The organism is Thermomonas sp. HDW16 (assembly GCF_011302915.1).
GTDB lineage: Bacteria > Pseudomonadota > Gammaproteobacteria > Xanthomonadales > Xanthomonadaceae > Thermomonas.
The window spans coordinates 657,768-678,950 of sequence record NZ_CP049872.1; the positions used below are offsets into that span (position 1 = coordinate 657,768).

A 21,183-nucleotide genomic window follows, 5' to 3' on the forward strand; every position below is an offset into this window, starting at 1 on the left:
CCCCACGACGCGAACTGCTCTTGGGTGAGTCGACGTGCTTCCCGTTGCGCTCGTAGGCGGCGTCCAAAACTCACGGTTAGATCTCCGAGGTTGCCAAGCTGAACCAACTGGGCTAAAAAGATACCATAAGTATGCAATCGTGAACTTTCGAGACAGCTATGGATACAGAGATATCCGCTTCGCGGCTTGAGGAAGCGCGCCAGGAATTCGCCCGGCATGGGGTATCGATCCGCCAGTGGGCCCATATCCATGGCTTTCCGGCGCAACTGGTGTATCAGGTGCTTGCCGGCCGTAAGCGCTGCCTGCGAGGGAAATCGCACGCAATTGCTGTACGCCTTGGGTTGAAGCCTGGAGTGATCGGCTCCGTTGCCGATATTGACGCCGTCAATCGGCAGGCGTCTCAACGAATCGAAACTGCGGAGGACGCCATGCGCTGATTTCGCCAGTGTGCGAAAAAACTCGGGCATAAGAAAACCGCCCGGCTAGGGGCGGCTTCTTGGCAAAGCATGAAATCAAGCTGGCGGGCTTGGTAGGGACTCTATTTGTCTCCAACATTCGTGTCAAGCCTCCCGAGGGATTGGATTTCATCCCCCAGAGAGAGGCAGACCTATGTGTCCATTACCGAGAATTGCCCCTCGCCTCGATGCGAGGTGAGGCATGGCCAAGCACCGATATGGCTTCGACGAGGCCAAGATCGCCCGTTTCCAGAAGGAGGGGCGTGGAACAGGTCAGGGCAAGGACTACCTGCCGTGGCTGACCATCCAGGACGTCGCATCGAATGGCAGGGTGACGCGCGTCTACAGCTTTAAGACGGACCGATCGCATCATCTTTTGTCAGACCTCGAGACCGGTCTGTTTCACATGCTCGATTGGTCAACGTCCGTCGTTGACATGCGCGAGCAGTATCCGCTGGATCGTGAGGTCACCCGAGATATAGCCCGCCAAATGGGCATTCAGCATCCGCGTGACACACGAACGCAGACGGACATCGTGATGACCACGGACTTCCTCGTGGACATCAGGAGAGCGATGCAGAAAGGACTCGCCGCTTACTCGGTAAAACCTGCAGCGGAACTCGACGATGCCAGAACGCTAGACAAGCTGGAGCTCGAGCGCCGCTATTGGCAACTGAAAAAGGTCCCCTGGTTTTTGGTCACGGATAAGGATCTACCGAAGCGTCGAATTCTCAACCTGGCGTGGCTGCATGAGATGCGATCACTCGATCAATTGCAGACCAAGCACCCGGATTATTGGAAAGACCGGTGTGATCGGTTCATCGGCGTCCTGACCCGCACACATGGGGGCTTGGTCCATGACCTGTTGTCGTATCTCGAGCAGCACTGTGAGTTTCGCGATGGCGAGCCTATGACGGTGCTTCGGCATCTGGCGGCGAACAAGCGCCTCGGACTCGACCTGGATGTTGAGTTTTCGACCAAGAGTCCGGTAAGTGCGCTTCGCCTTGCGACCCACGAGCAGCAGCAAATGGGGGCCCGGGCATGATCCTGAAACTTGCGGACCTCTTGGACCTGGACCCTGAGACCGGAGATCTCGTGCGCGTGGTGTGGCTTTCCCCGGATCACGGAACGGCGGCCTTGTTTCGGGTTGCGGACGAGAAGGCATTTCCGGTCCTGGTTCCAGTGGAATCACTCGAGAACAGACTTCGAGCTCTGGAAATCCGATTGGTTGTGGACGATCCCTACCAGGTCATCGTCGTGGAGAACAAGCTGAAAGACAGCAACAAACGTAAGCGTGATCGGGCGTGGAGTCTGATTCAGCCTTTGGTCGAAAACACGCCCGACATCTTCAACGCAAATCGTCGTGGCGCCTTGGTGCAGGACACTGTCAACGAGGCCAGGAAAGGCGAGAACTGGGCTATCAAGCGCACGACGAAGGCGTTGATCTATGGATATCTGCGCCGCTATTGGCAGCGCGGGATGACCGCAAACGCGTTGCTACCCGACTACGACAAATGCGGCGGTCGGGGCAAGATCAAAAAAGCGGGTGACAAGAAGCGAGGGCGACCTCGCAAATACGGCATTCAGGTCGGTATCAACGTGACGTCTGAGATTCGACGGTTGTTCTCGGTTGCGTTCGACCGATATTACGCAACTACAAAAAATGGCAAGCACACGCTGAAAGGTGCGTTCAATGCACTGATTCGAGATTTCTTTTCGGTCAAGAGTATCGACACTGATACGGGGCGAATCGTGCACCTCAAAAAGGAGGAAGTCGAAGCACAAGGTGGTCTCCCGACGATCGATCAATTCGTCTACTGGTCGGACAAGGACCATCTACGCCTTGAAATCAAACGCAAGCGGATGGGTCCAAAGCTCTATGACAAGGACATGCGTGGCTTGCTGGGTACCTCGAATGCCGAGGTCATGGGGCCAGGCAGCAGGTATCAGATCGATGCCACGATTGCCGACGTCTTTTTGGTGTCGAGGCTGGACCCCAACCTGATCATTGGGCGCCCAGTGCTCTACATCGTGATCGATGTCTTCAGTCGCATGATTGTTGGTTTGTATGTCGGATTGGAAGGGCCTTCGTGGGTGGCGGCGATGATGGCGCTTGCCAATACCGCAATGGACAAAGTGGCTTTCTGCGCCAAGTACGGCATTCCCATCGAGCCAGAAGATTGGCCTTGCCACCATTTGCCGGGAATCTTCTTGGGCGATCGTGGAGAAATGGAAAGCGACAAGGTCGATACGCTCATCAACAGTTTCAACGTGAAGGTGGAGAACACGAGCTCCTATCGCGCTGACTGGAAGGGCATCGTCGAGTCTCGATTCAGGCTGCTGCCGGCGGCATTCAAGCCATACACGCCAGGCTATATCGATGTCGATTACCGACAGCGTGGCGGCCATGATTATCGCCTCGATGCAGTGCTGAACCTTGATGATTTCATGAAAATCATCATCAATTGCGTACTTCACTACAACAACGTGCACGAAATCACGACCTACGATTTCGACCGTGATGTCAAGGTGGACGGTGTGCCGGCAATTCCCGCCGAGCTATGGGACTGGGGCATTCGCCATCGATCCGGCGCCCTACGCACCTATCCGGAGGAACTCGTCCAGTTCAGTTTGATGCCGACGGACAGCGCGTCGGTGACGACCACCGGTATCGCGTTTCGTGGACGGTTTTACACGTGCCCGCTGGCGATCGAAGAGCGCTGGTTCGATAAGGCACGTCAGGATGGCCGATGGAGAGTCACAGTGTCGTACGACCCGCGCGACGTGGACACGATCTATCTGCACACCCCGGGGTCGCGCATGGGGTTCTCGGTGTGCACGCTGACGGATCGCAGCCGTGCAGATCAACACCTTTCCTCGTGGGAAATCGATCAAATCGATCAGCGCGACAAGCACGGACAAGCGAATCGCCGGACAGACGCCATTCTTGCAAAGGCAGACACGGATGCCGCAAACGAGGAAGTCATTGAGCAGGCCAAGCAACGGCGCGGCAAGCCCAGTCAGGCCAGCGCGGCCAGTCAGACCAATCGTATTCGAGAAAATCGCGCTAAGGAGAAAGCTGCCAACCGGGAGGGAGAAGCCTTCAGGCCTGGTCAGACATCAGATAGACAGGAGAAACCCAGCGCTGAAGTGATTCAGTTCCCAGGCAACGCGGTGCAGCAGGAAACAGATTACAGCCTGCCCACCATTGACGAAATCTTGGGAGGCGCCGATGAAGATGCCTGAAGCCGTCACGACGTTGCCCGAGTACGCGGGGAATCCGTTCATTGCGTCGCTTCCTGATCTCATGCCGCAAAAAGGGATCTACGCAGAGTTGTTGGCAGAGCCGGCTTTTCACGAAAAGGAACGAAATTACCCGTCTTATTTGCGAAAGCACTGTATCGCAAGGCTCGATAAATGCTTCCTGCCGCAGGCGCGACAGGTGGACTTGGCGGATCGCTTCGCATTGCTGCTGCGACAAGGGTACATAGGTCGAAATCCCTTGAAGCATGACTACCTGAAGCACTTGCAGAACGGCTTTGAGCGCATTGAGGGACGATCTTTGGATGTCAAGGTATCTCAACCCGTAGAAAACACTGCGAGTAGCTTTGCGCTTTTGGGCTGCCCGGGGGTTGGCAAGACATTATCAGTGAATCGTACGTTGGGCCTGTACCCGCAAACGATCCGTCACGACAAGCCATTCAGCCTCGTTCAGATCGTGTGGCTGCGCTTGGAGGCGCCTGCTTTGGGTTCTTTGAAGCAACTGTGCCTCGACTTCTTTGAAGCCATCGATACCCTGATTGATACCGACTACGTCAAGCGTTACACCATTGGGGCATCGGTGGAACAAATGCTGGTGCACATGGCGCACTTGCACGCACTTGGCGTTCTGGTCATCGACGAGATTCAGAACTTGCGTGGCGCGAAGGTTGGCGCCGAACAGTTGATGAAGTTTCTGGTGAAGTTGGTCAACACCATTGGCGTTCCGGTTATTCCCGTTGGAACCTTCGGCGCGTTACCCCTCCTGCAGAGGAGCTTTAGTCACGCGAGGAGGTCGACAGGCCTCGGATCCCTCCTTTGGGATCGCATGGAACCTGGTCCCGTTTGGGATCAGTTCGTGAAGAAGTTTTGGAAGTTTCAGTGGACCAAACTGTATACCGAGATAAGCAACGAGCTGAACGCGACGCTGTATGACGAAAGCCAGGGGATCGCAGACCTGGCGGTCAAGCTCTTCATGCTGGCTCAGCTTCGGCTGGTGAGTATCAGCGAAATGCGCGCGAGCGTGTCTGAAACGCTGACAAGCAAACTGCTTCGGACCGTGGCCAAGGAAGAGTTCGCCATTGTGGCGCCGATGATCGAGGCCCTACGCGTAAATGATAAAGAGTACTTGGCCAAGTGCGACGATCTTCGCGCACTCAGCGATCATGTTGGCTTGGTGTTAGGGCGTGCGCTGGGTGGACAGGCCCAGGAGTCATCGCAACCCAGCGCACAACCAACCTCGGACACAGTTCAGGATACTTCGAATGGATCGACTGACGCGCTGTTGATATCGTCATTGTTGACGCTCGGGGTTGCGCAAGATGTGGCTCGGAAGCTGGTTGACGAGGCATTGGCAAAGGATCCATCAGGCGATCCGTTGGTACTGATGACGCACGTTGCCAAAATATTGACCGCCAGTCCGCCGAAGCAAAAGAAGCCAAAGCCAACACCGCAGCAGAACGAGCAACGGCCCGCAAATGACTTGCGTGTTCTTGTGCAGGCCGGACGCGACAACAAACAGAGCGCGTATGCGGCACTTCTTGAAGCTGGGGTCGTGCGTCCACCCATGCTGGATTTCGCGGCATGACGACACTTGCCTATTTCCCAGAAATCTATCCGAAGGAGTTGCTGTACAGCGTCTTGGCGAGGTATCACCGCCACACGGGGACGCCTTCGTCTAGCCACACCATGGAGGCTCTCTTTGGTCGCAGGCTCATTGTGGCGAGCTTGGATCTGCCTGGCCACATTCAGGCGTTAGCCGATCGACTACCGACAACTGCGGGTTGGACGGCCGACCGTATCGTCGACGAACTGACCTTGCTGCCGTACTACACCGCGTATCAGTCGGCTGCCGTCAGGAGGCTCGCGCGGCGTTCGGTGATTCGGGGCGCAAGCAACTGCCTCATGACACGGCTTGGCATGGCTGCCTTCGGTGTCCAGCACATCACCAAACTAAGATTCTGTCGGTTATGCCAGCAGGACATGCTGTCCATGTACGGAGAATGCTACTGGCGTCGTGACCATCAGCTGCCCGGCGCGCTCGTTTGCGCAGACCATGGGTGCTCCCTGCAGGTGAGCACCGTATCGCTGGTAGAGCGTGGGCGACATGAATTTGTTGCCGCTGATCGGAGAGTTTTCTCAAGCGACGCACCGATGATGGTCCGCAACCTTGACCAGCAAGTGATGTCGGATCTACAGCGCTTGGCCCAGATCAGTCGAAATGCGCTGGAGAATCCAGGGCCAGCCAAATCTTGTCGAGCGTGGACGCAGTACTACCGACTCAACATTGGCAGGCTCGGATGCTCGTACTCAATGCAGCGAGTCGATCAACGCCGTTTGCGGGAGCAGTTCAATTTTCACCATAAAACTGTCCTCCCGGAGCTCTCACGGCTGTTCCTTGGTCGTGGAGAAAGCCAGGGTTGGCTGGCTGCCATCGTGAGAAAGCATCGCAAAGCATTCCATCCGCTCCACCATCTTCTGGTGCAAGACTTCCTTGATCATCAGGAAGTGCGTACTGACCCTTTTGGCAACGGGCCGTGGCCCTGCCTGAGTCCCTTGGCCGAGCACAAGGGGCGGCCGACGGTCGCCAGGGTTGAGGTGCATCGAAATCGCGGCCATCAGGTCGGTGTCTTCCAATGCGCTTGCGGCTATACGTATACCCGAAGCCACTTCGGTGGTGACAGGGGCCTTGGACCTCCACGGTTTCAGACGTATGGCCCGAGCTTGGTACCGGCTTTGCGCGGGTTGGTTCGTGAGGGATATTCGCTACGTGCCGTGGCGCGTCGGCTGGAAATTGATCCGAAGACCGTCGTCAAACTGGTAGAAGAACTGGGGATTGACACTGTCTGGAAAGCTCGCGCTGTCCCCAAGCGAGAGTTGAAAATCCGGCCTCCCGTGGTATCCGCGCCGCCGAAGGGTAGCGGTAAAGCCAAAGCAGTGGCGCTAGCGGTGCGCGTGGATTGGAGCTCACGCGATGAACAGGTCAGCGCCAAGATTTCTCGGGCGGCACGAGAGATTCGCGGCCTCGTGCCACTGGTTCGTGTCACAACGCTGCAGATTGAACGTCGGTGTTGGAATCGTGGGTGGCTGAGCAAACGCGCTGAAAAGTTGCCGAAAGCGATGCGCCGTCTCAAAGGGGTTGTTGAAACCGTCAACGTGTTCCGGCGCCGGCGAATTGCTTGGGCGATCGACGAGATGGCCAAAGCCGACGCACGACTCGTTGCATGGCAGGTCCTGCGCAAAGCAGGCCTAGGTACCGAATATGCCGAGCTCGCCAAGGGGCTAGTTGATGAATACCTCGGTGTGACGCAGCGGCGGGCAGCATGAAAAAGATGTTTTTCAAATGGATATCCAAGCTCGTTGAGGGCTCTGCCGAAGTCTTCTGGTTGGCAGGCCTGGTACTCAATGAAATGAACGAGTGGAAAGTGAGAACGGTCTATCGAAACAAGGACACCGGTCAATTGTTTCCGTCACTTGATCCTATCGGGATGCTTCCACTCCTGAGCCTGGGAACATGGTTTGATCGCCATGGCCAGTTGATGGTCGACGATCTGCCGGGCGAACTTGTCGAAACTATCATCCAGGACGTCGGAAATCCGGAAGTCATCACGTCGGATGAACTGCCACCAGAGCTCTATCCCTTGCCGGAAGGGAAGGCGGGAAAGCAGCGTCTATTTCGCTATCGGACCGCGAAAGGAAATGTCTTGATTCCAGCGGTAGAACTGGTGCGCTTCCTCTTCCTGCATAACAGGGCCTTGGCGTTGGCGCTGATGCGCCCAGCGGGACTGGAGCAGCTGTACGCTCCTATGGCACCCGGGTCGCGGGACGTGGCGAAACTTCAGTTCACGCGGGCCATGCCACAAAGTGCAATCGGCCATGAACTGGCGAAAAATATCGCGTGGATCGCGCTTGACGAGAACGCACGGCGATCCTGGGATAGTGTTCTGCGTCTCTCCCAAGGGCAAAGCTATGTCCTGTTTGAGCCGCCGTCCATTCGGAATTCGGTATGGGCGTTTCGTGGATTCCGATTCGGTAACCAGTGGCTCGTGCTTGAGTTGAACTACATCGGCGGGCGGACACTGCCGGTGCGAACACTTGAATACACGCACCCACAGTTCAAGAAGGTCATTAAGGTTGGTACGGAAGGTAGTCCTGGTCACGGTGCCGAGAAATCGAAACCTGAAGGAAGTAGTGGGAAGCCTGCCGAGAACAGCTACGACGTTGATGACGGAGAGAGCGGAAGTAGTAGCTATAAGGGCGCCCAAGTGCTTGATCTGGGGAATCGTCCTAGATCCTTCGACAACCACGTGAAAGTCGTAAAGGAAAGAAAGGAGGTAGAGCGCAAGGGCGAGAAGCAGAAACCGGCTGAGAAGAAGGCTCCTACACCCAAAACCCCGCGCGTCATTCAGGCAACAATGGGTGAGCGAGCGGCCGCTGCGACGCTTCCGCCGCTGGAGTTCAAGACCATGTCACCGGTGCCATGGGCCAGCATGGGGGACCTCGAGGCGTTGGATGAAACTGTCAGGCACATGCGAGATGCGTTGCCAGACGCGCAGTTCTCCATGGGGTTGGTGCCGCTAAAGCAGGGGCGTGTGGTCTCTATCGTCGACTCGAAACCTCGGGTTGCCATGGTCGTGACTATTAGGAATCCACGGAGCTTGCCGGTCATTCTGATCGACGTAGAACGATCAGGTATCGCGGCCCTGTCGTTAATGTCGATGCGCTTTGAAGCAGACGTCACATCAGGCCAGATGGAAATGGCGGTTCGAAAGATGCTCGATGGCTGGGTTGACGCCAGTGGTTATTGGTCATCGAAAGTCGAAGAGGAGCTTGCAAGTCACTGCCATTGCCAACGGTTGCCAAAAGCTATCATGCCTAGAGAGGACTTTGAGAAGTATGGAAAGGCATGGGCGAGTCGCTTGGTCGAAAAATTGGGGCTAATGCGCGATGACGAGCAATCAGTCGATGCATACCCAACTTCCTACGGAGGAGACCCACATGATTGAGCAGTCGTTCAATACCCGATTCCGTTGGTACGAGATGTCCGGGCGAGAGCAGATGGTCTGGGCCGTCGTGTATGCGCAAACCAGGGGAGATCCTGGCGCGGTGGCGCATATTGCCGACCAGACGGTTTCATTGCTGAGGGAGCTTTCGATCGATGGAGAAGCGCCGAATCCAGAGTACGTAGCAGCGCGTTATGGGCCAGGACTGGAATTCGAGGAGTTTCGGTCCTGGTACCCAGTCGCCATGAAAATCGCGAAGAAGGACCATGTCCGACCACAGAAGGTGGATGAAGCCGCATGCCGCGAGGCCTACGATATCTATCTACAATGCGCGACGGATTTTTACTGAATTCAGCTGATTTCAAATGGTGAGCAGGTTTATTCGTCTCGACACATGAGGCCGCGAGCGTGCATCTTCCGTCGGAAGAACGGGGTAGTCCCTCGGGGCGCGCCAAATAATTGAAAGAATGGCCGGCCTGATTAAGACAGGCGAATTTCTCCGAGGGATACGCCGACATCGCGCTTGGACACAATCATCATTAGCGCCGGAATGCCATCTGACGCCAATCGACTGGCGAGCGTCGCCAGCAGGACGATGTCCGTGCCGCTTGGGTCTGATGTATGCCCTGCCGGGTGTGAGTGCCACTCGCCGATATAGCTCACCATGCCGCCGGTCAGGTTCTCACAGCGGGACACATAGTCTTGCCCGCCCTCGCCGCGGACGAAGCTGGTCGCATCCGCCGAACTATCAGGTGGCGCGTCGGACGCATCTACGATTGTGATCGTGCGTAGTTTTTGATCGATCACGCCCACCAAGACTCCGCCGGTCTCGGAAGGCAGACAGGCATCGCGCATCGCATGAAGCTTTGCCTCCACCCCCGCATCCCACCGGACCTGCCAGTCTCCGCGCACAAATTCCCTGACCGGGTGGACCTCGACCGATGCTGCCGAAAGAGAGCCCGTGTCGTCATCCAAAGTCCAGACCCGAATAGCCCCATCGCCGGACGCCACCGACTTGCGGAGTCGCCTAGCCAGTTGGGCCGCATGAGTCTCGACAAGTTCGAAGGGCAACGCCAGGCTATGGTCGCGACAGCCTGCGCCAACGCGCACTTCCTTTGATCTCTCCAAGTGCTTCTCGCCCCAAGGCTCATTGAGGATTGCTCGGTAATACTGGGCTTCCAGCGCGGAAAGTCTGACCTGTCGCTTCTCGTCCTCAAGTAAAAGAACAGCACTCATCCCGGAGTAGGTGAAGAACACTGACGCGCTCCGGGGCAGATCTTTTTGTTCCGACCAGTCTCTGGGAACTTCGATCGTCGTAGTGGCATCGACGAGCAACTGGGCATCGCGAAGGGATTTCGCCACATCGGGATTTGCCAAGTCGTTCGCGCGCGCAACGATTGCCGGCGGCCGTACTTGGCCTACCCCCAAGGTGCACGAGGCATGCACACTGACGACCTGCACCTTCGGAAAACAGACGGCACCTGCGGGCGCGATGTGGCGAACTAGATTGTGAGGGGCCAGGTCGTCGGGATCGATGAAGCTCCAGCGTCCCCAGGCTTCGCGCGCCCAGATATCGGCCAACACGCCACCCAACGATCCGACGCCAGCCAAAACGCCCGTGAAATCGGCATCTTCCTGGGTCACACCTGACAGGGCGCGCGCGAACTGCCTGCTTGGCATAGGCCGCAGATCCGTCAAGATAAGCGGGACAGAGCGCCAGACCGTCTCCGGCGAGAGCGTTGCGCCACCAATCGCGAGATCCTCTGCTACGGAAACTGGACCACCCGGTACCGGACGGAAGAGTACGCCAAGCTTGATCCCAACGTTCTCGAACTTCTCCGCGATTAGAAATCCACGGCAATCCAGCCGCTCAGTCTTTCCATCACGCGTGCGGGGAATGCGCACGATAAGCAGCAAGCTTCCGTTTCCTCCCCCTCCGTTCCCAGTGAGGCGAAACTGCCTTCTGAACGCTGCCTCAAACGGGCCCTGAAACTCCAATCCCATCTGCGCGAGTTGATCTGCCAGCGCGCCCAGCGTTCCGGGCGGGCGCTGGATTGGTATGTTGCCTACGGGTGCGAGATCGACAACCAAAGGCTGGATGGTCGATGCTGGATCGTCCGGCTTTGTGGTCGATGCGATGAAATAGGTGTGTCCGTTTCCTCCTTGGACTTGATGACAGTAAATGACGCCAAGATCCTCGGCCGACCTCTCATTGAACTCGGCAGGAAGCACAACGGTGAATTCAGTGGCGTAGAACAGCTGTTCCAGCGCCTGATCTTGCGCATGAAGCGTGCCGTCAGCCGTGCAGCGCAGCCACCACAGGATGCGATCCAAGTGTTTTTGCGGCGTCCATCGCCGCTCTTCGAAACCCCAGTTCTCGTAAAGACACAACGACGCTGGCTGGCCTGCGGCGACGCCGTGCAGATGGATCACATCGGGGAAGTCGGCCCGAATTGCTCGCACCTCGGCGGGCACGCTCTGATCGGATCGAAATGTCAGGCAGAGACGCTCACGGGGAAGAATCTTCGCGTCATTTCGAGGTGCGATCGTGCCGTCACCCGCCTCGACCACGATGCCCACATGTGGAAGGGGCGCGTCGAGTTGGCGCAACTCGACTACCCTGAAATGCGGATGCTGTTGGCATGCGTGCAGCAGTCCCAGGAGCTGGGGGTTCACCTGCTCGTTGGGAATGTGTTCTATCCGCTCGCCCCAATCAAGAAAGACGACCATCTCATCCCGCCCGCGGGGCCGCGGCGGCGGCAGTTGCTGCCGCCGCCGTGGCGGCTTCCACCGCGCGTACCTTGGGGCCGGCCGCTTGGATCTCGATGTCGATTGGGGCTGGCGCCCAGGTGAAGGGCGTCTCGCCCGTGCACAAGAACTTGCCGAAAACCGGATCGAGGATGCTCTCGTATTCGCGCTTGGCACGTGTGCAAGGTGGGTCGCCATCGTCATCACGGATGGGCTTGCTGCTCGCGATGATCTTCGCGCCATGCCGGGCCTGCCCTAGGGCCGAACGGGCCTTCTCCGACACCTCGGCGTCTTCGCCGCAGTCCGACCAGCTGTCGTAGGAGAACACGTGCCAAGAGCAATGATGCGGCGTTTCGAGGATGTCGTAGGCCAGCACCTCAGGCTCGTCCTTGTAGCGATCCCACAACCGTTCCCAAATGGCGACTTCGGCATCGCCTGCCGTAAGGAAGCGGTACTGGTTCATGCCTACTGCGGTAGCCGCAATCTCGAAATTGAGAATCACGCTGGACTGGTTCTTCGCGCGCAGCTCGTCTTCTTCATCGTCGTCGCACACCAAGCTCGGCGCAAGCAGATGGGCGGAGAAATAGCTGCTGGATACACCGTTAACCTTGGAGAAACGCTCGCCACTGCGGATGAGGATCGCTTCAAGCCCGTCGGTCTTGCCATCCTTGTCCTCGCCCAGGATCAGGATGCGATCGCCTTCTCCGGCCCAGCCGTTGTTCCGAAAGTGCTTGACCCGGCGGCGCGCCTCCGCGGCCCAAGCCTTCGCATCGTCGCAAAGGACATGGTGGATCTTGTGTGCGCGACGGAAGACGATGGGCGAGGACCACATCTCTCGGATCACAATCTTCTTTTCGGCATCGGGTTTGCCGTCGTCGCCGTAATCTTCCAGCGCGCCCAGCTGGAAGTGGGTGCACAGGCCTGAGCAGTGATCCTTGTCCGGGTGGCTGAGCAGGAAAGCATCGACGTAAGGACGGCCATTGGCGTCCCGCGGCAGCCGCGCCCGCAAGTCCTTGGCGACGTCCCGGGTCTCCTTGTCCGCCGGATCGTCGGCGGCCTTGCGGATGTTGCAGTCGATCAAGAACGTCGTGCCGTCGAGCAGTCGGAGCAACGCCATGTCGCCGTTGCCGACCGGGAAGAAGCTGAGCGTGGGGGTCATAGGGACTCTTCGCCGGCCGGATCAGGGGGCCGCGTGGTAGTATAAGTACAATGATTAGACGGGAATAGTTAATATGCGTATATCTATTATCCTCGTTCTCACCGGTTGCTGAGATGGCGGATCTCTCAAGCCAAAATCGGCGAGGTCGTTGGGGGCAGGATCGACGCCTCGAGTTCATTGACTCGCGCCTTTACTGGGTTGGCCGGGTCAATCGGTCATCGCTCACCGACTTTTTCGGTATCTCGGTTCCGCAGGCATCGCTTGACCTTGCCGAATACCAAGCGCAAGCGCCGCTCAACACGGTCTACGACCGCACCGAAAAGGCCTACGTCGCAACACCTGAGTTCAAGCCATTGCTGGTTGACCCCACGAGTGGTCGCTACCTCGCTGAGCTTTATGCGCTCACTACCAGCACCATCCCGCCCGACATCAGCTTCCTCGGCGAACCGCCAACGACCGCAATCGTCAAGCATCCGACGAGACTGGTTTCGCCGGAACTCCTTCGCTCAGTGCTGCACGCGATCCACTTCCGCTCCACGCTCGAAATTACCTATCAGTCCATGAGCCGGCCCGAGCCCAGTCGGCGAGCGATCAGTCCGCGTGCGCTGGCATACGACGGCTACCGCTGGCATGTGCGTGCCTACTGTCACAAGCGCGAGAATTTTTGCGATTTCGTGTTTGCGCGCATTCTCGACCATTCCGAGATAACCCCCTCGCTACCCGTCCCGGAGAAGGATTCCGAGTGGGAGCGCAGGATCACCATCGAGATCGGCCCAAACCCAAGATTGGCTGCCGGCCAGCGCAAGGCCATTGAGCTTGACTACGGCATGCAGGACGGTGGCCTCGCGATCGAAACGCGTCAATGCCTTGCCTACTATCTTTTGCGCCGATTGGGATTACATCGCCAGACCGATGGTCTTCCTGGCAATGAAAAACAAGTCATTTTGCTCAACCGGGAGGACTTGGTTCCCTTGATCCCGGAACTGCGGCCTTCCAACACTGGTGATTGATCGATGGCTGCGTCCCTCAAAGATTCCTATCGATGGCAGCTGTTCGCCGCACTTGCAGCGAACCTCGTCCTCTACTACGGGCTCGTCAAGGGGTTGAGCTTGGCCGAAATCCGGTTAAACACCGCGCTTGCCCACCTTGCGGAGCTGCTTCCAAGTGGCCTTGCCGTGGCACTTTGCGGAATTATCAACGCGCAACTCACCCCACTGCAGAAGGCGCGAATCATTTTTCTGCGCTGGGGCGACCCGCTGCCAGGTTCCCGGGCCTTCTCCCATTACGCTGCCCGAGATCCCCGAATTGACATGCGGGCCGTGCAAGCCAAATGGTCGCCCTTACCGAACGATCCGTATAAGCAGAACGCACTTTGGTATCGCATCTACCAGCAGGAGCAGGAGACGCAGGCCGTTCGCCACCTAAATCGAAATTGGCTCTTTGCACGGGACTATGCTTGCACCTGCGTGCTTAATTTCTTCGTCCTCGGCGGTCTCGGCATTTTCCAGATGCCGAGCCTTGCCTCGTGGTCGATCTTCATGGTGATCGTTGCTGCGCAGTTCCTCCTTGCTAGGCAATCTGCGGTTCATCATGCAGAAAGATTCATTACTACCGTAATTGCGCAGGCCGCCTCAAAGCCGGGCGGGGCAAATACGTGAAGCAGAGCGATTCGATCAGCAAGACGATCAAAGATGAAAGCGGAACGTGAAGAGTAGGGGATGAGCGTCAACAGTCAGGAGCGCACCGAGTCATACATTCTGGCCCGCCAGCAGAATCCTGCCTGGCAGTTGCTGGCCGGGCGCAGAGCGCCGCTCGTGCTGAGTTGTCTGCAGGCGCTATTCGAGGAAAGTCAGGACGGCGTCGATTATGACGATGCTCAACAAGCGCTAGCCGATTTATTGGCCGGGCATGCCGGACTGAGCGAGTTTGAAATTAACGGCGACACTTCCACGCTGGCGCGCAAGGAACTGCGCACCTGGATCCGACGTGCTCTGGTAGTCGAACGCGAGGGGCGGTTGTACGCTACCGATGCGTTGGAAACCGCACTGCGATTCGTGAAGGCGTTGGGCAGCCGCATCATGACCTCCACAGCCTCGCGACTGGCGGTCGTTCAACGCGAAATTGAACGCTTAGAAGCGCGATTGAATCCCGACCCGCAGAGCCGGGCTGAACACTTGCGCCGGCAGATCGTCGGTCTGCAGCGGGAATTGGAAGAAGCCGAAGCCGGCCGGATCGAGGTCGCTGACATCAAGGAAGCGGCCGAGGGGATTCGCGAGCTCTATGCACTGGCGACTAGCCTGCGCGCAGATTTTCGCCGGGTAGAGGATTCCTGGCGCGACGCTGACCTGCACCTACGTCACGCCATCGTCAATGAGGGCCACCACCGCGGTGCGGTCGTCGACACCCTGCTTGATGGCCACGACACATTGCTCGAAACCGTCGAGGGTCGGGTATTCCAAGCATTCCATCAGCAGTTGCAACACGAAGTTGAGCTGGAGGCAATGAAGCGCCGGTTGCGCATCATTCTGCAGCACTCACAAGCCAGCGTCGCGTTGACCATGTCACAACAGACCGATCTGCGATGGTTGGTGATGCGCTTGGTCAAGGAGTCGGCTTCGGTCATTCGTGCACGCTCGCGCAGCGAACGCGATGTCCGCAGTTTTCTTCGTACAGGTCTGGCAGCTGAACATCATCGAGTCGGTCAACTGCTTAACGAGGTCTTTCGCCATGCCCAGGCTGTGGACTGGAGTATTACTTCGATACGCCGACAGCCGACACCTGCCGCCTCTGGCCGTCGCTTGTGGCGGCCTGCCCTTGGTAGAACGGCTGCGCTTCAAATCTCTGGACCAGCAGGCACTACGCGATCTGGATCTGCAGCGCATGGCCGGCGACATCGACCAGATCGACGAGGAGTTCTGGTCTTCGCTGGATAGCCTCGACCGAGAAGCGTTGGTGCGCGATACCGTGGAAACGATACACAGCAGCAACCAGCCACTGAGTCTAGCCGGCTTAGCGCAGCGGCTGCCTCCAACGCACGACCTGGAGTCCCTCGCCGTATGGCTTGGCTTAGCGCGGGAAGCGGACTGCACCATCGGCGAAGAGCGCGAAACTCTGGATCTCACCACCCGAGACGATCAGAACCTACGCTTCCATGTGCCGTTGCTCGTGCTCGACCCGGCGATGTTCGAGAACTTCGAATGGGAACCCTGACATGACTGCCGGCACTGAAGATATCGACCCGACCGTGGCCAGCTCCGGCGGATGCGACACCGGCGATTCCGCCAATGGGAGCGCGAAGACATCCGAGCAGACTCATGTGGTCACAGCGGTACGGGCCACGATCCTGGAGCTGATGAAGTACGGGCTCTTGGAGGAGGCCAGCAAGCCCAATCTCTACCGCAACGCGCTGTTGCATCAGGATGAAGTGGATCGGGTGCTGGGCTGGCTGGAGCTGGCACTGCGTATCGATGATATCCGCGGCTTGGCGTTCATTGTTGTGGCCGCAGCGCCCGACCGGGACGATGACGAATGGTCGCATCCACTGGTGCGCCGACTGCGCCTGACTCTGGAACAATCGCTGCTAGTCGCAATTCTGCGCCAGCAATTCGTCGCCCATGAGGTGGAATCCGGTGTCGGCGCAGGCGATGCCCGAGTCGCACTCGACGATCTTATTCCACACCTGCAGGCTTATCTGGGTGACCTGGGTAGCGACGCCCAAGAAAGAAAACGTCTGTTGACGCTGCTTGAGCAGCTCAAAGGGCACGGCATCGTCTCGGACGTCGATCAGCAGGAGCGGGTGACGATACGCCCGATCATCGCTCACCTGGCCAATCCCGAAAACCTCACCAATCTGGTGCAAGCGCTGCGCGAGGCTACCGGCGATGGCGATATCAATCCGACAACGGTCGAGGGGCGGATGAATGAGGAATTTACCTGCGCTGGCTTCCGGCAGCTACGTACTCACGCATCTGGACCTCTACGACTGGGGTGCTTTCGGTGGTCGCCACAGCGCGCAGATTGATCTGGCCGGCACCGCGATCATCGGCCCTACCGGCAGCGGCAAAACTACGTTGGTTGACGCACTGATGACCTTGCTGGTCGCCAGTCCCCGCTACAACCTGGCCTCCACCGGGGGGCATGAAAGTGATCGCGACCTGGTGTCGTATGTCCGTGGCGTATCCGGCGCCGGCAACGACAGCGATACCAACGAACACATTGCCCGCCCAGGCCCGGTCGTTACTGCGATCGCCGCGCGTTTCAGCGACGGCGAAGCAGTGCTGCGCATCGGCGGTTTGTTCTGGTTCGATGGCACCAGTTCTGCAACGACCGACCTCAAACGCCGCTGGATATTCTGTCAGAGCGATACCCCAGCTTTGGACGAATGGCTGGAAGCCCACCGCGATGGCGGAGCAAGGGTATTGAAGGAACTCGAGCGCCATTCGCCTGGGTTGAAAATTTACGAAGACAAGAAGTCATTCCTCGCGCGCTTGCGCGACCACTTTGAAGTTTCCGCAAACGCCTTCGCCCTACTCAATCGCGCTGCTGGGCTAAAGCAGCTCAACAGCATCGACACAGTGTTCCGCGAACTGGTGCTGGACGATCACTCCGCTTTTGACAGCGCCCGCGCTGTCACCAATGAATTCGACACTCTGGCTGGTATCCGGCAGGAGCTTGAGACCGCTCGCAAACAGCGCGACACACTAGCGCCGATTGAGAAGGGATGGTGCGAACACCAAGAAACGACCTCCAAGCTGGACGAACACAACCAGCTATTGGCTTTGCTTCCAACTTGGTTTGGCGAGCACGCCATCGCACTGTGGGAAAGTCGGGCCGCTGCCGAAAAGGCCAAACGGATCGAACTACAACAGCAGGCCGACACATTATCCGGTGAACTGATGCTGGGTCAGGCCAAGGAACAGGCACTGCAGGTGATCTATCTGCAGGCAGGTGGACAGCGAATCGAAGATCTGCGCCGACACATCAGTACTCAGGAAGGGAAGCTTGAACGACGTGAACGCCAGGCTGCGAGCTACCAAGCATGGGCAGCCGGCCTAGGTCTGGATCAGACGCTTACTCTTGCCTCGCTGCAATCCAACCAGGCAACGATCGAAAAGCGGCGAACCGAAGAAACCGGGCGCTGGAGTGAGCAAAAGCAGGCTGCATGGGAAATCGGTGCGAAACAGCAGGTTCTGCTCGTCGAACGTGACCGCCTGAAGCAGGAATTGCACGACGCTGAGCAGCGTCCTGGCTCGAATATTCCGGTCGAACAACAGCGTTTCCGCGGTCTGCTCGCAGAGCATCTTGGCGTAGGTGAAGATGCCGTACCCTTCGTTGCCGAGTTGGTCGAAGTCCAGTCGGAACAAGCGCATTGGCGCGGCGCCATTGAGCGCGCCATCGGTAGTGAGCGCCTTCGTCTGCTGGTTTCCCCGGAGTATTCCCCCGCCGCGCTGGACTGGATCAATGCGCGCGACAACCGCCTGCACGTTCGCCTGCGCGAGGCTTATGCGCCTGATGATCAGGTGAGATTTTTCGACGATGGATTCACCCGCAAACTCAATTTCAAGCCGCATGCCCATCGCCAGGCACTGAAGCGCTTGCTCACCGGAATCGATCGGCATTGCGTGGGTGACATCCAGACGTTGCACCGAACACCGCATGCGATGACCGTACAGGGGCTGATGTCCGGTCGCAGTGGGTACTTCGACAAGCAAGATCAGAAGCCGCTCGAACGCGACTGGATGACCGGCTTCGACAATCGCGACCAGCTCGCGCGTCTCGCACAGGATCTCGCCGCAGCAACGAAACTGCACGCGGAAAGAAAGGGCGAAATGCTTAAGGCCGAAGAGCTCGTGGAAGCCACAAGGCAAGGCTTATCGCTCCTGGATAGGATCAAAGATACGATTTTTGACGACATTGATGTCCCCGGTGCGCAGGCAGAACTCGAGCAGTTGACGCAGCAACTGAAGGCGTTGACAGCGCCAGCATCAGATCTTGAGCAGGCAAGAATCGAATGGGAGGCTGCCAAGAAGAACACAGAAGAATTGCGTGAGAAGCAGGTAAAACTGCAGACGCAGATCACGTTGATAGAACGAGCCATTGAGCAGGCGAACGACGCCGCGGACCGCATCAGGAAGAGAATTGGCAGCGGATTGGATGACAACCAGAAAGCGCTGGCCACCCAACACTTGAAAATCCCGCAGATCGACGATCTGACCGGACTGGACGACTTGGAGCGCGATGAAAGCGGACGCTTCCAACAGCAAATCAAGCGCTTGTCCGACCGCCGAAACCACATTGAGCAGCAACTCATTCGCGATATGGGCAAGGCGAAAGCAGCGGACACCGGTGCATTGTCCGAGGTCGGTACAGAATTACAGGACGTGCCGGCCTATCGCAAACGTCTGAACGTACTGGACGAAGAAGCGCTTCCCGAAAAACTCAGCCGTTTCCTCACCTACCTAAACCAGTCTTCCGATCAAGGTGTGACCCAACTGCTCAGCGAGATCGACAGCGAAGTCTCCGTGATTGAGGAGCGCATAGCCGACCTCAACGCCACCTTGGAGCGGGTGGATTTCCAGCCCGGTCGCTACCTGCGCCTGGAACCACAGCGGGTCGAGCACGAGAGCCTGCGTACCCTGCGGCAGGCACGCGCCCATCTGCGTTCGGCCCAGCTCAAGGATGACCTGGGCGAAAGCCACTACCGCGCCTTGGCAGACTTGGTCGGCCTGCTGCGTGATGCCGTGGAACGGCGAAAGACCCTCGGTGCACTGGCACTGCTCGATCCCCGCTACCGGCTGCAGTTCGCTGTTCTGGTGATCGAACGCGGCAGCGGCAAGATCATCGAGAAGCGCACCAGCTCCCAGGGCGGCAGCGGCGGTGAGAAGGAGATCATCGCCAGCTACGTGCTTACCGCCTCGCTCAGCTACGCCCTATGCCCACCAGGCAGCCAGCGGCCCTTATTCGGCACCATCGTGCTCGACGAGGCCTTCTCCAAGAGTTCTCAGGCAGTGGCCGGGCGCATCATCCGCGCCTTGGCGGAATTCGGCCTGCACCCACTCTTCGTCACACCAAACAAGGAACTGCGCTTGCTACGGGAACACACCCGTTCCGCCATCGTCGTCCACCGCAGAGGCGCGCAGGCGACCATGACCTCGCTGAGCTGGGAGGCGTTGGAAACGCATGCGCTCAGCCGCGCTCAGCGGCAGGAGCATGATGTTGAAGTCGCCTGACGAACTCGCCACCATCCTGACCCGGCAATGGCAAAGTGCCGACAAGCGCGAAGACTATCTGCTCAATCCGCAGAGCTGGCCGATGGAAATCCCGATAGGTCGCCCGTCGCCTACGCTGTTCAAGCACCAAACAGCCAAAGTCCGCGAGCACATCGCACTTTGGCGGGCCGTGACCGTGGGCGATGTGCAATGGAAGGACACGGTCTTCCGCAGTGCCGCTGGGCCAGTGTCACTGCCACTGCATTGGCAGCTGTCCTCGCCAGATGAATGGGCACAGGCATCGGGCGATGCCCAAGTGCAAATGGAACTACAACGACTTCGATACCTGCTCGATCGCGCCGACCCAAGCTTCCACACGCTTCTGATCCGGCAACGCGGGCTGTGGCGTGAGCGTAACGACGAAGAGGTTGTGCAAGCAACCGCGTTGACCCTTGAACTGGAGCCCGGTATCGCGGCCGGCCGTCCCCTGCGGGGTCTCGCCCTTGCCGGCATCGACAGCAAGTTCATCGAACGCAATCGCGGATTGGTGACCGCGCTGCTAGATATCCGCTTCGAGGGTCAGGCGTCTCAACTTGGTCTCACCAGCTTTCTGGATGCCGCCGATGAGGGTGACCATTGGCTACTGGTCGTGCCTCTGGCAGCGGGGCAGCTGCCCTTCGCCCAGCAGCGTGTACGGGCCCGTGAGTTGATGCAGACACCGCTATTGGCCGGGCACATCCTGTTGATCGAAAACGATCGGTGCCTTCACCTGCTGCCATCGCTGCCCGACACCATCGCCGTCCTCGGTTCTGGCCTCGACCTCGCATGGTTGCGCGCGGATTGGTTGTGCCAGCGCCATTTGGGATATTGGGGTGATATGGATACTTGGGGCCTGCATATGCTTGCGCGTGCCCGCGGTCTGCAGCCCCACCTGCAGCCTTTGCTCATGGAGCGTGCCTTGTTCGATCTCCATGCGTCTGCGCTCGCGGTACCGGAGCCGGTCCGCGCCGGCTCGGAGCCCCCAGATGGACTGTCAGATCATGAGAAGGATTTCTACCGCCATCTGCTCGGTCTATCTAAGGGGAGGCTTGAGCAAGAATTCTTGCCCTTGGATACAGTTGCTTCTGTTCTGTTCGTCTGGCACGAACTCGGGAGCGAATTCAGCAAATCCAGTCGTGGAGACATAGCAGATTTGAATTTGGGATAGAACTTTATTTCGCGTGCAGTTTTGGTGACAGGCGGATTCAGGATAGAACTTTAAGTTTTCACCCAGAGCAGTGCTGACGAAGAATCAGCTACTTGCGCTTGTTTCGGGATAGAGCTTTTTTACCCATATACACACTTTTCCACCA

The 21,183-nt window shown here is 58.2% G+C and carries 16 protein-coding genes; 14 read left to right on the forward strand and 2 right to left on the reverse strand.

The window, feature by feature from the left end; genetic code table 11:
* The first annotated feature begins 158 nt into the window (after positions 1-158).
* The 7 genes from G7079_RS02905 (at position 159) to G7079_RS02935 (ending at position 9,065) form a co-directional block, all read left to right on the forward strand.
* Positions 159-437: a DNA-binding protein gene (locus tag G7079_RS02905; RefSeq protein WP_166055388.1), complete on the forward strand. Its 279-nt coding sequence runs from the start codon at positions 159-161 to the stop codon at positions 435-437.
* A 220-nt stretch (positions 438-657) separates the two neighbouring features.
* Positions 658-1,500 carry a TnsA endonuclease N-terminal domain-containing protein gene (locus G7079_RS02910; protein ID WP_166055390.1) on the forward strand — a complete coding sequence of 281 codons (843 nt, stop codon included), beginning with the start codon at positions 658-660 and terminating at the stop codon, positions 1,498-1,500.
* Positions 1,497-3,701: a Mu transposase C-terminal domain-containing protein gene (locus tag G7079_RS02915; protein ID WP_166055392.1), complete on the forward strand. Its 2,205-nt coding sequence runs from the start codon at positions 1,497-1,499 to the stop codon at positions 3,699-3,701. The genes G7079_RS02910 and G7079_RS02915 overlap by 4 nt, the downstream gene beginning before the upstream one ends.
* On the forward strand, positions 3,688-5,301 hold the full coding sequence (locus tag G7079_RS02920) for an ATP-binding protein (protein WP_206203235.1): 1,614 nt from the start codon (positions 3,688-3,690) through the stop codon (positions 5,299-5,301). Before G7079_RS02915 ends, G7079_RS02920 begins: the two co-directional genes overlap by 14 nt.
* Positions 5,298-7,040 carry a TnsD family Tn7-like transposition protein gene (locus G7079_RS02925; protein WP_166055394.1) on the forward strand — a complete coding sequence of 581 codons (1,743 nt, stop codon included), beginning with the start codon at positions 5,298-5,300 and terminating at the stop codon, positions 7,038-7,040. Before G7079_RS02920 ends, G7079_RS02925 begins: the two co-directional genes overlap by 4 nt.
* A complete protein-coding gene (locus G7079_RS02930; RefSeq protein ID WP_166055396.1) occupies positions 7,037-8,719 on the forward strand; it encodes a hypothetical protein in 1,683 nt (560 codons plus the stop codon). Before G7079_RS02925 ends, G7079_RS02930 begins: the two co-directional genes overlap by 4 nt.
* Entirely contained in the window at positions 8,712-9,065 is a 354-nt protein-coding gene (locus G7079_RS02935; protein ID WP_166055398.1) for a hypothetical protein, read from the forward strand. Before G7079_RS02930 ends, G7079_RS02935 begins: the two co-directional genes overlap by 8 nt.
* A gap of 131 nt (positions 9,066-9,196) precedes the next feature.
* Here G7079_RS02935 and G7079_RS02940 read toward each other — a convergent pair whose 3' ends face one another.
* Together G7079_RS02940 and G7079_RS02945 are read right to left on the reverse strand one after the other, a co-directional pair.
* Positions 9,197-11,446 (reverse strand): Mov34/MPN/PAD-1 family protein, encoded by a 2,250-nt coding sequence (locus tag G7079_RS02940; RefSeq protein ID WP_166055400.1) that lies wholly within the window; start codon positions 11,444-11,446, stop codon positions 9,197-9,199.
* A gap of 1 nt (position 11,447) precedes the next feature.
* The gene (locus G7079_RS02945; RefSeq protein ID WP_166055402.1) at positions 11,448-12,623 is read right to left on the reverse strand and encodes a metallohydrolase; all 1,176 of its coding nucleotides are present in this window, start codon (positions 12,621-12,623) and stop codon (positions 11,448-11,450) included.
* Between the two features lie 113 nt (positions 12,624-12,736).
* Here G7079_RS02945 and G7079_RS02950 point away from each other — a divergent pair, with 113 nt between their 5' ends.
* The 7 genes from G7079_RS02950 to G7079_RS02975 are packed head-to-tail and all read left to right on the forward strand — an operon-like array spanning position 12,737 to position 21,038.
* Entirely contained in the window at positions 12,737-13,633 is an 897-nt protein-coding gene (locus G7079_RS02950; protein ID WP_166055404.1) for a WYL domain-containing protein, read from the forward strand.
* Positions 13,634-13,636: 3 nt separating this feature from the next.
* A complete protein-coding gene (locus G7079_RS02955; RefSeq protein ID WP_166055406.1) occupies positions 13,637-14,281 on the forward strand; it encodes a hypothetical protein in 645 nt (214 codons plus the stop codon).
* A 60-nt stretch (positions 14,282-14,341) separates the two neighbouring features.
* On the forward strand, positions 14,342-15,556 hold the full coding sequence (locus G7079_RS02960) for a DUF3375 family protein (RefSeq protein WP_206203236.1): 1,215 nt from the start codon (positions 14,342-14,344) through the stop codon (positions 15,554-15,556).
* Entirely contained in the window at positions 15,504-15,833 is a 330-nt protein-coding gene (locus G7079_RS13460; RefSeq protein ID WP_255453182.1) for a DUF3375 family protein, read from the forward strand. The genes G7079_RS02960 and G7079_RS13460 overlap by 53 nt, the downstream gene beginning before the upstream one ends.
* A gap of 1 nt (position 15,834) precedes the next feature.
* Positions 15,835-16,644, forward strand: coding sequence for a DUF4194 domain-containing protein (locus G7079_RS02965; RefSeq protein ID WP_166055408.1), 810 nt, complete (start codon positions 15,835-15,837; stop codon positions 16,642-16,644).
* On the forward strand, positions 16,544-19,852 hold the full coding sequence (locus G7079_RS02970) for an ATP-binding protein (RefSeq protein ID WP_166055410.1): 3,309 nt from the start codon (positions 16,544-16,546) through the stop codon (positions 19,850-19,852). The genes G7079_RS02965 and G7079_RS02970 overlap by 101 nt, the downstream gene beginning before the upstream one ends.
* Positions 19,839-21,038, forward strand: coding sequence for a DUF3322 domain-containing protein (locus G7079_RS02975; RefSeq protein ID WP_166055412.1), 1,200 nt, complete (start codon positions 19,839-19,841; stop codon positions 21,036-21,038). The genes G7079_RS02970 and G7079_RS02975 overlap by 14 nt, the downstream gene beginning before the upstream one ends.
* The last annotated feature ends 145 nt before the right edge of the window (positions 21,039-21,183 follow it).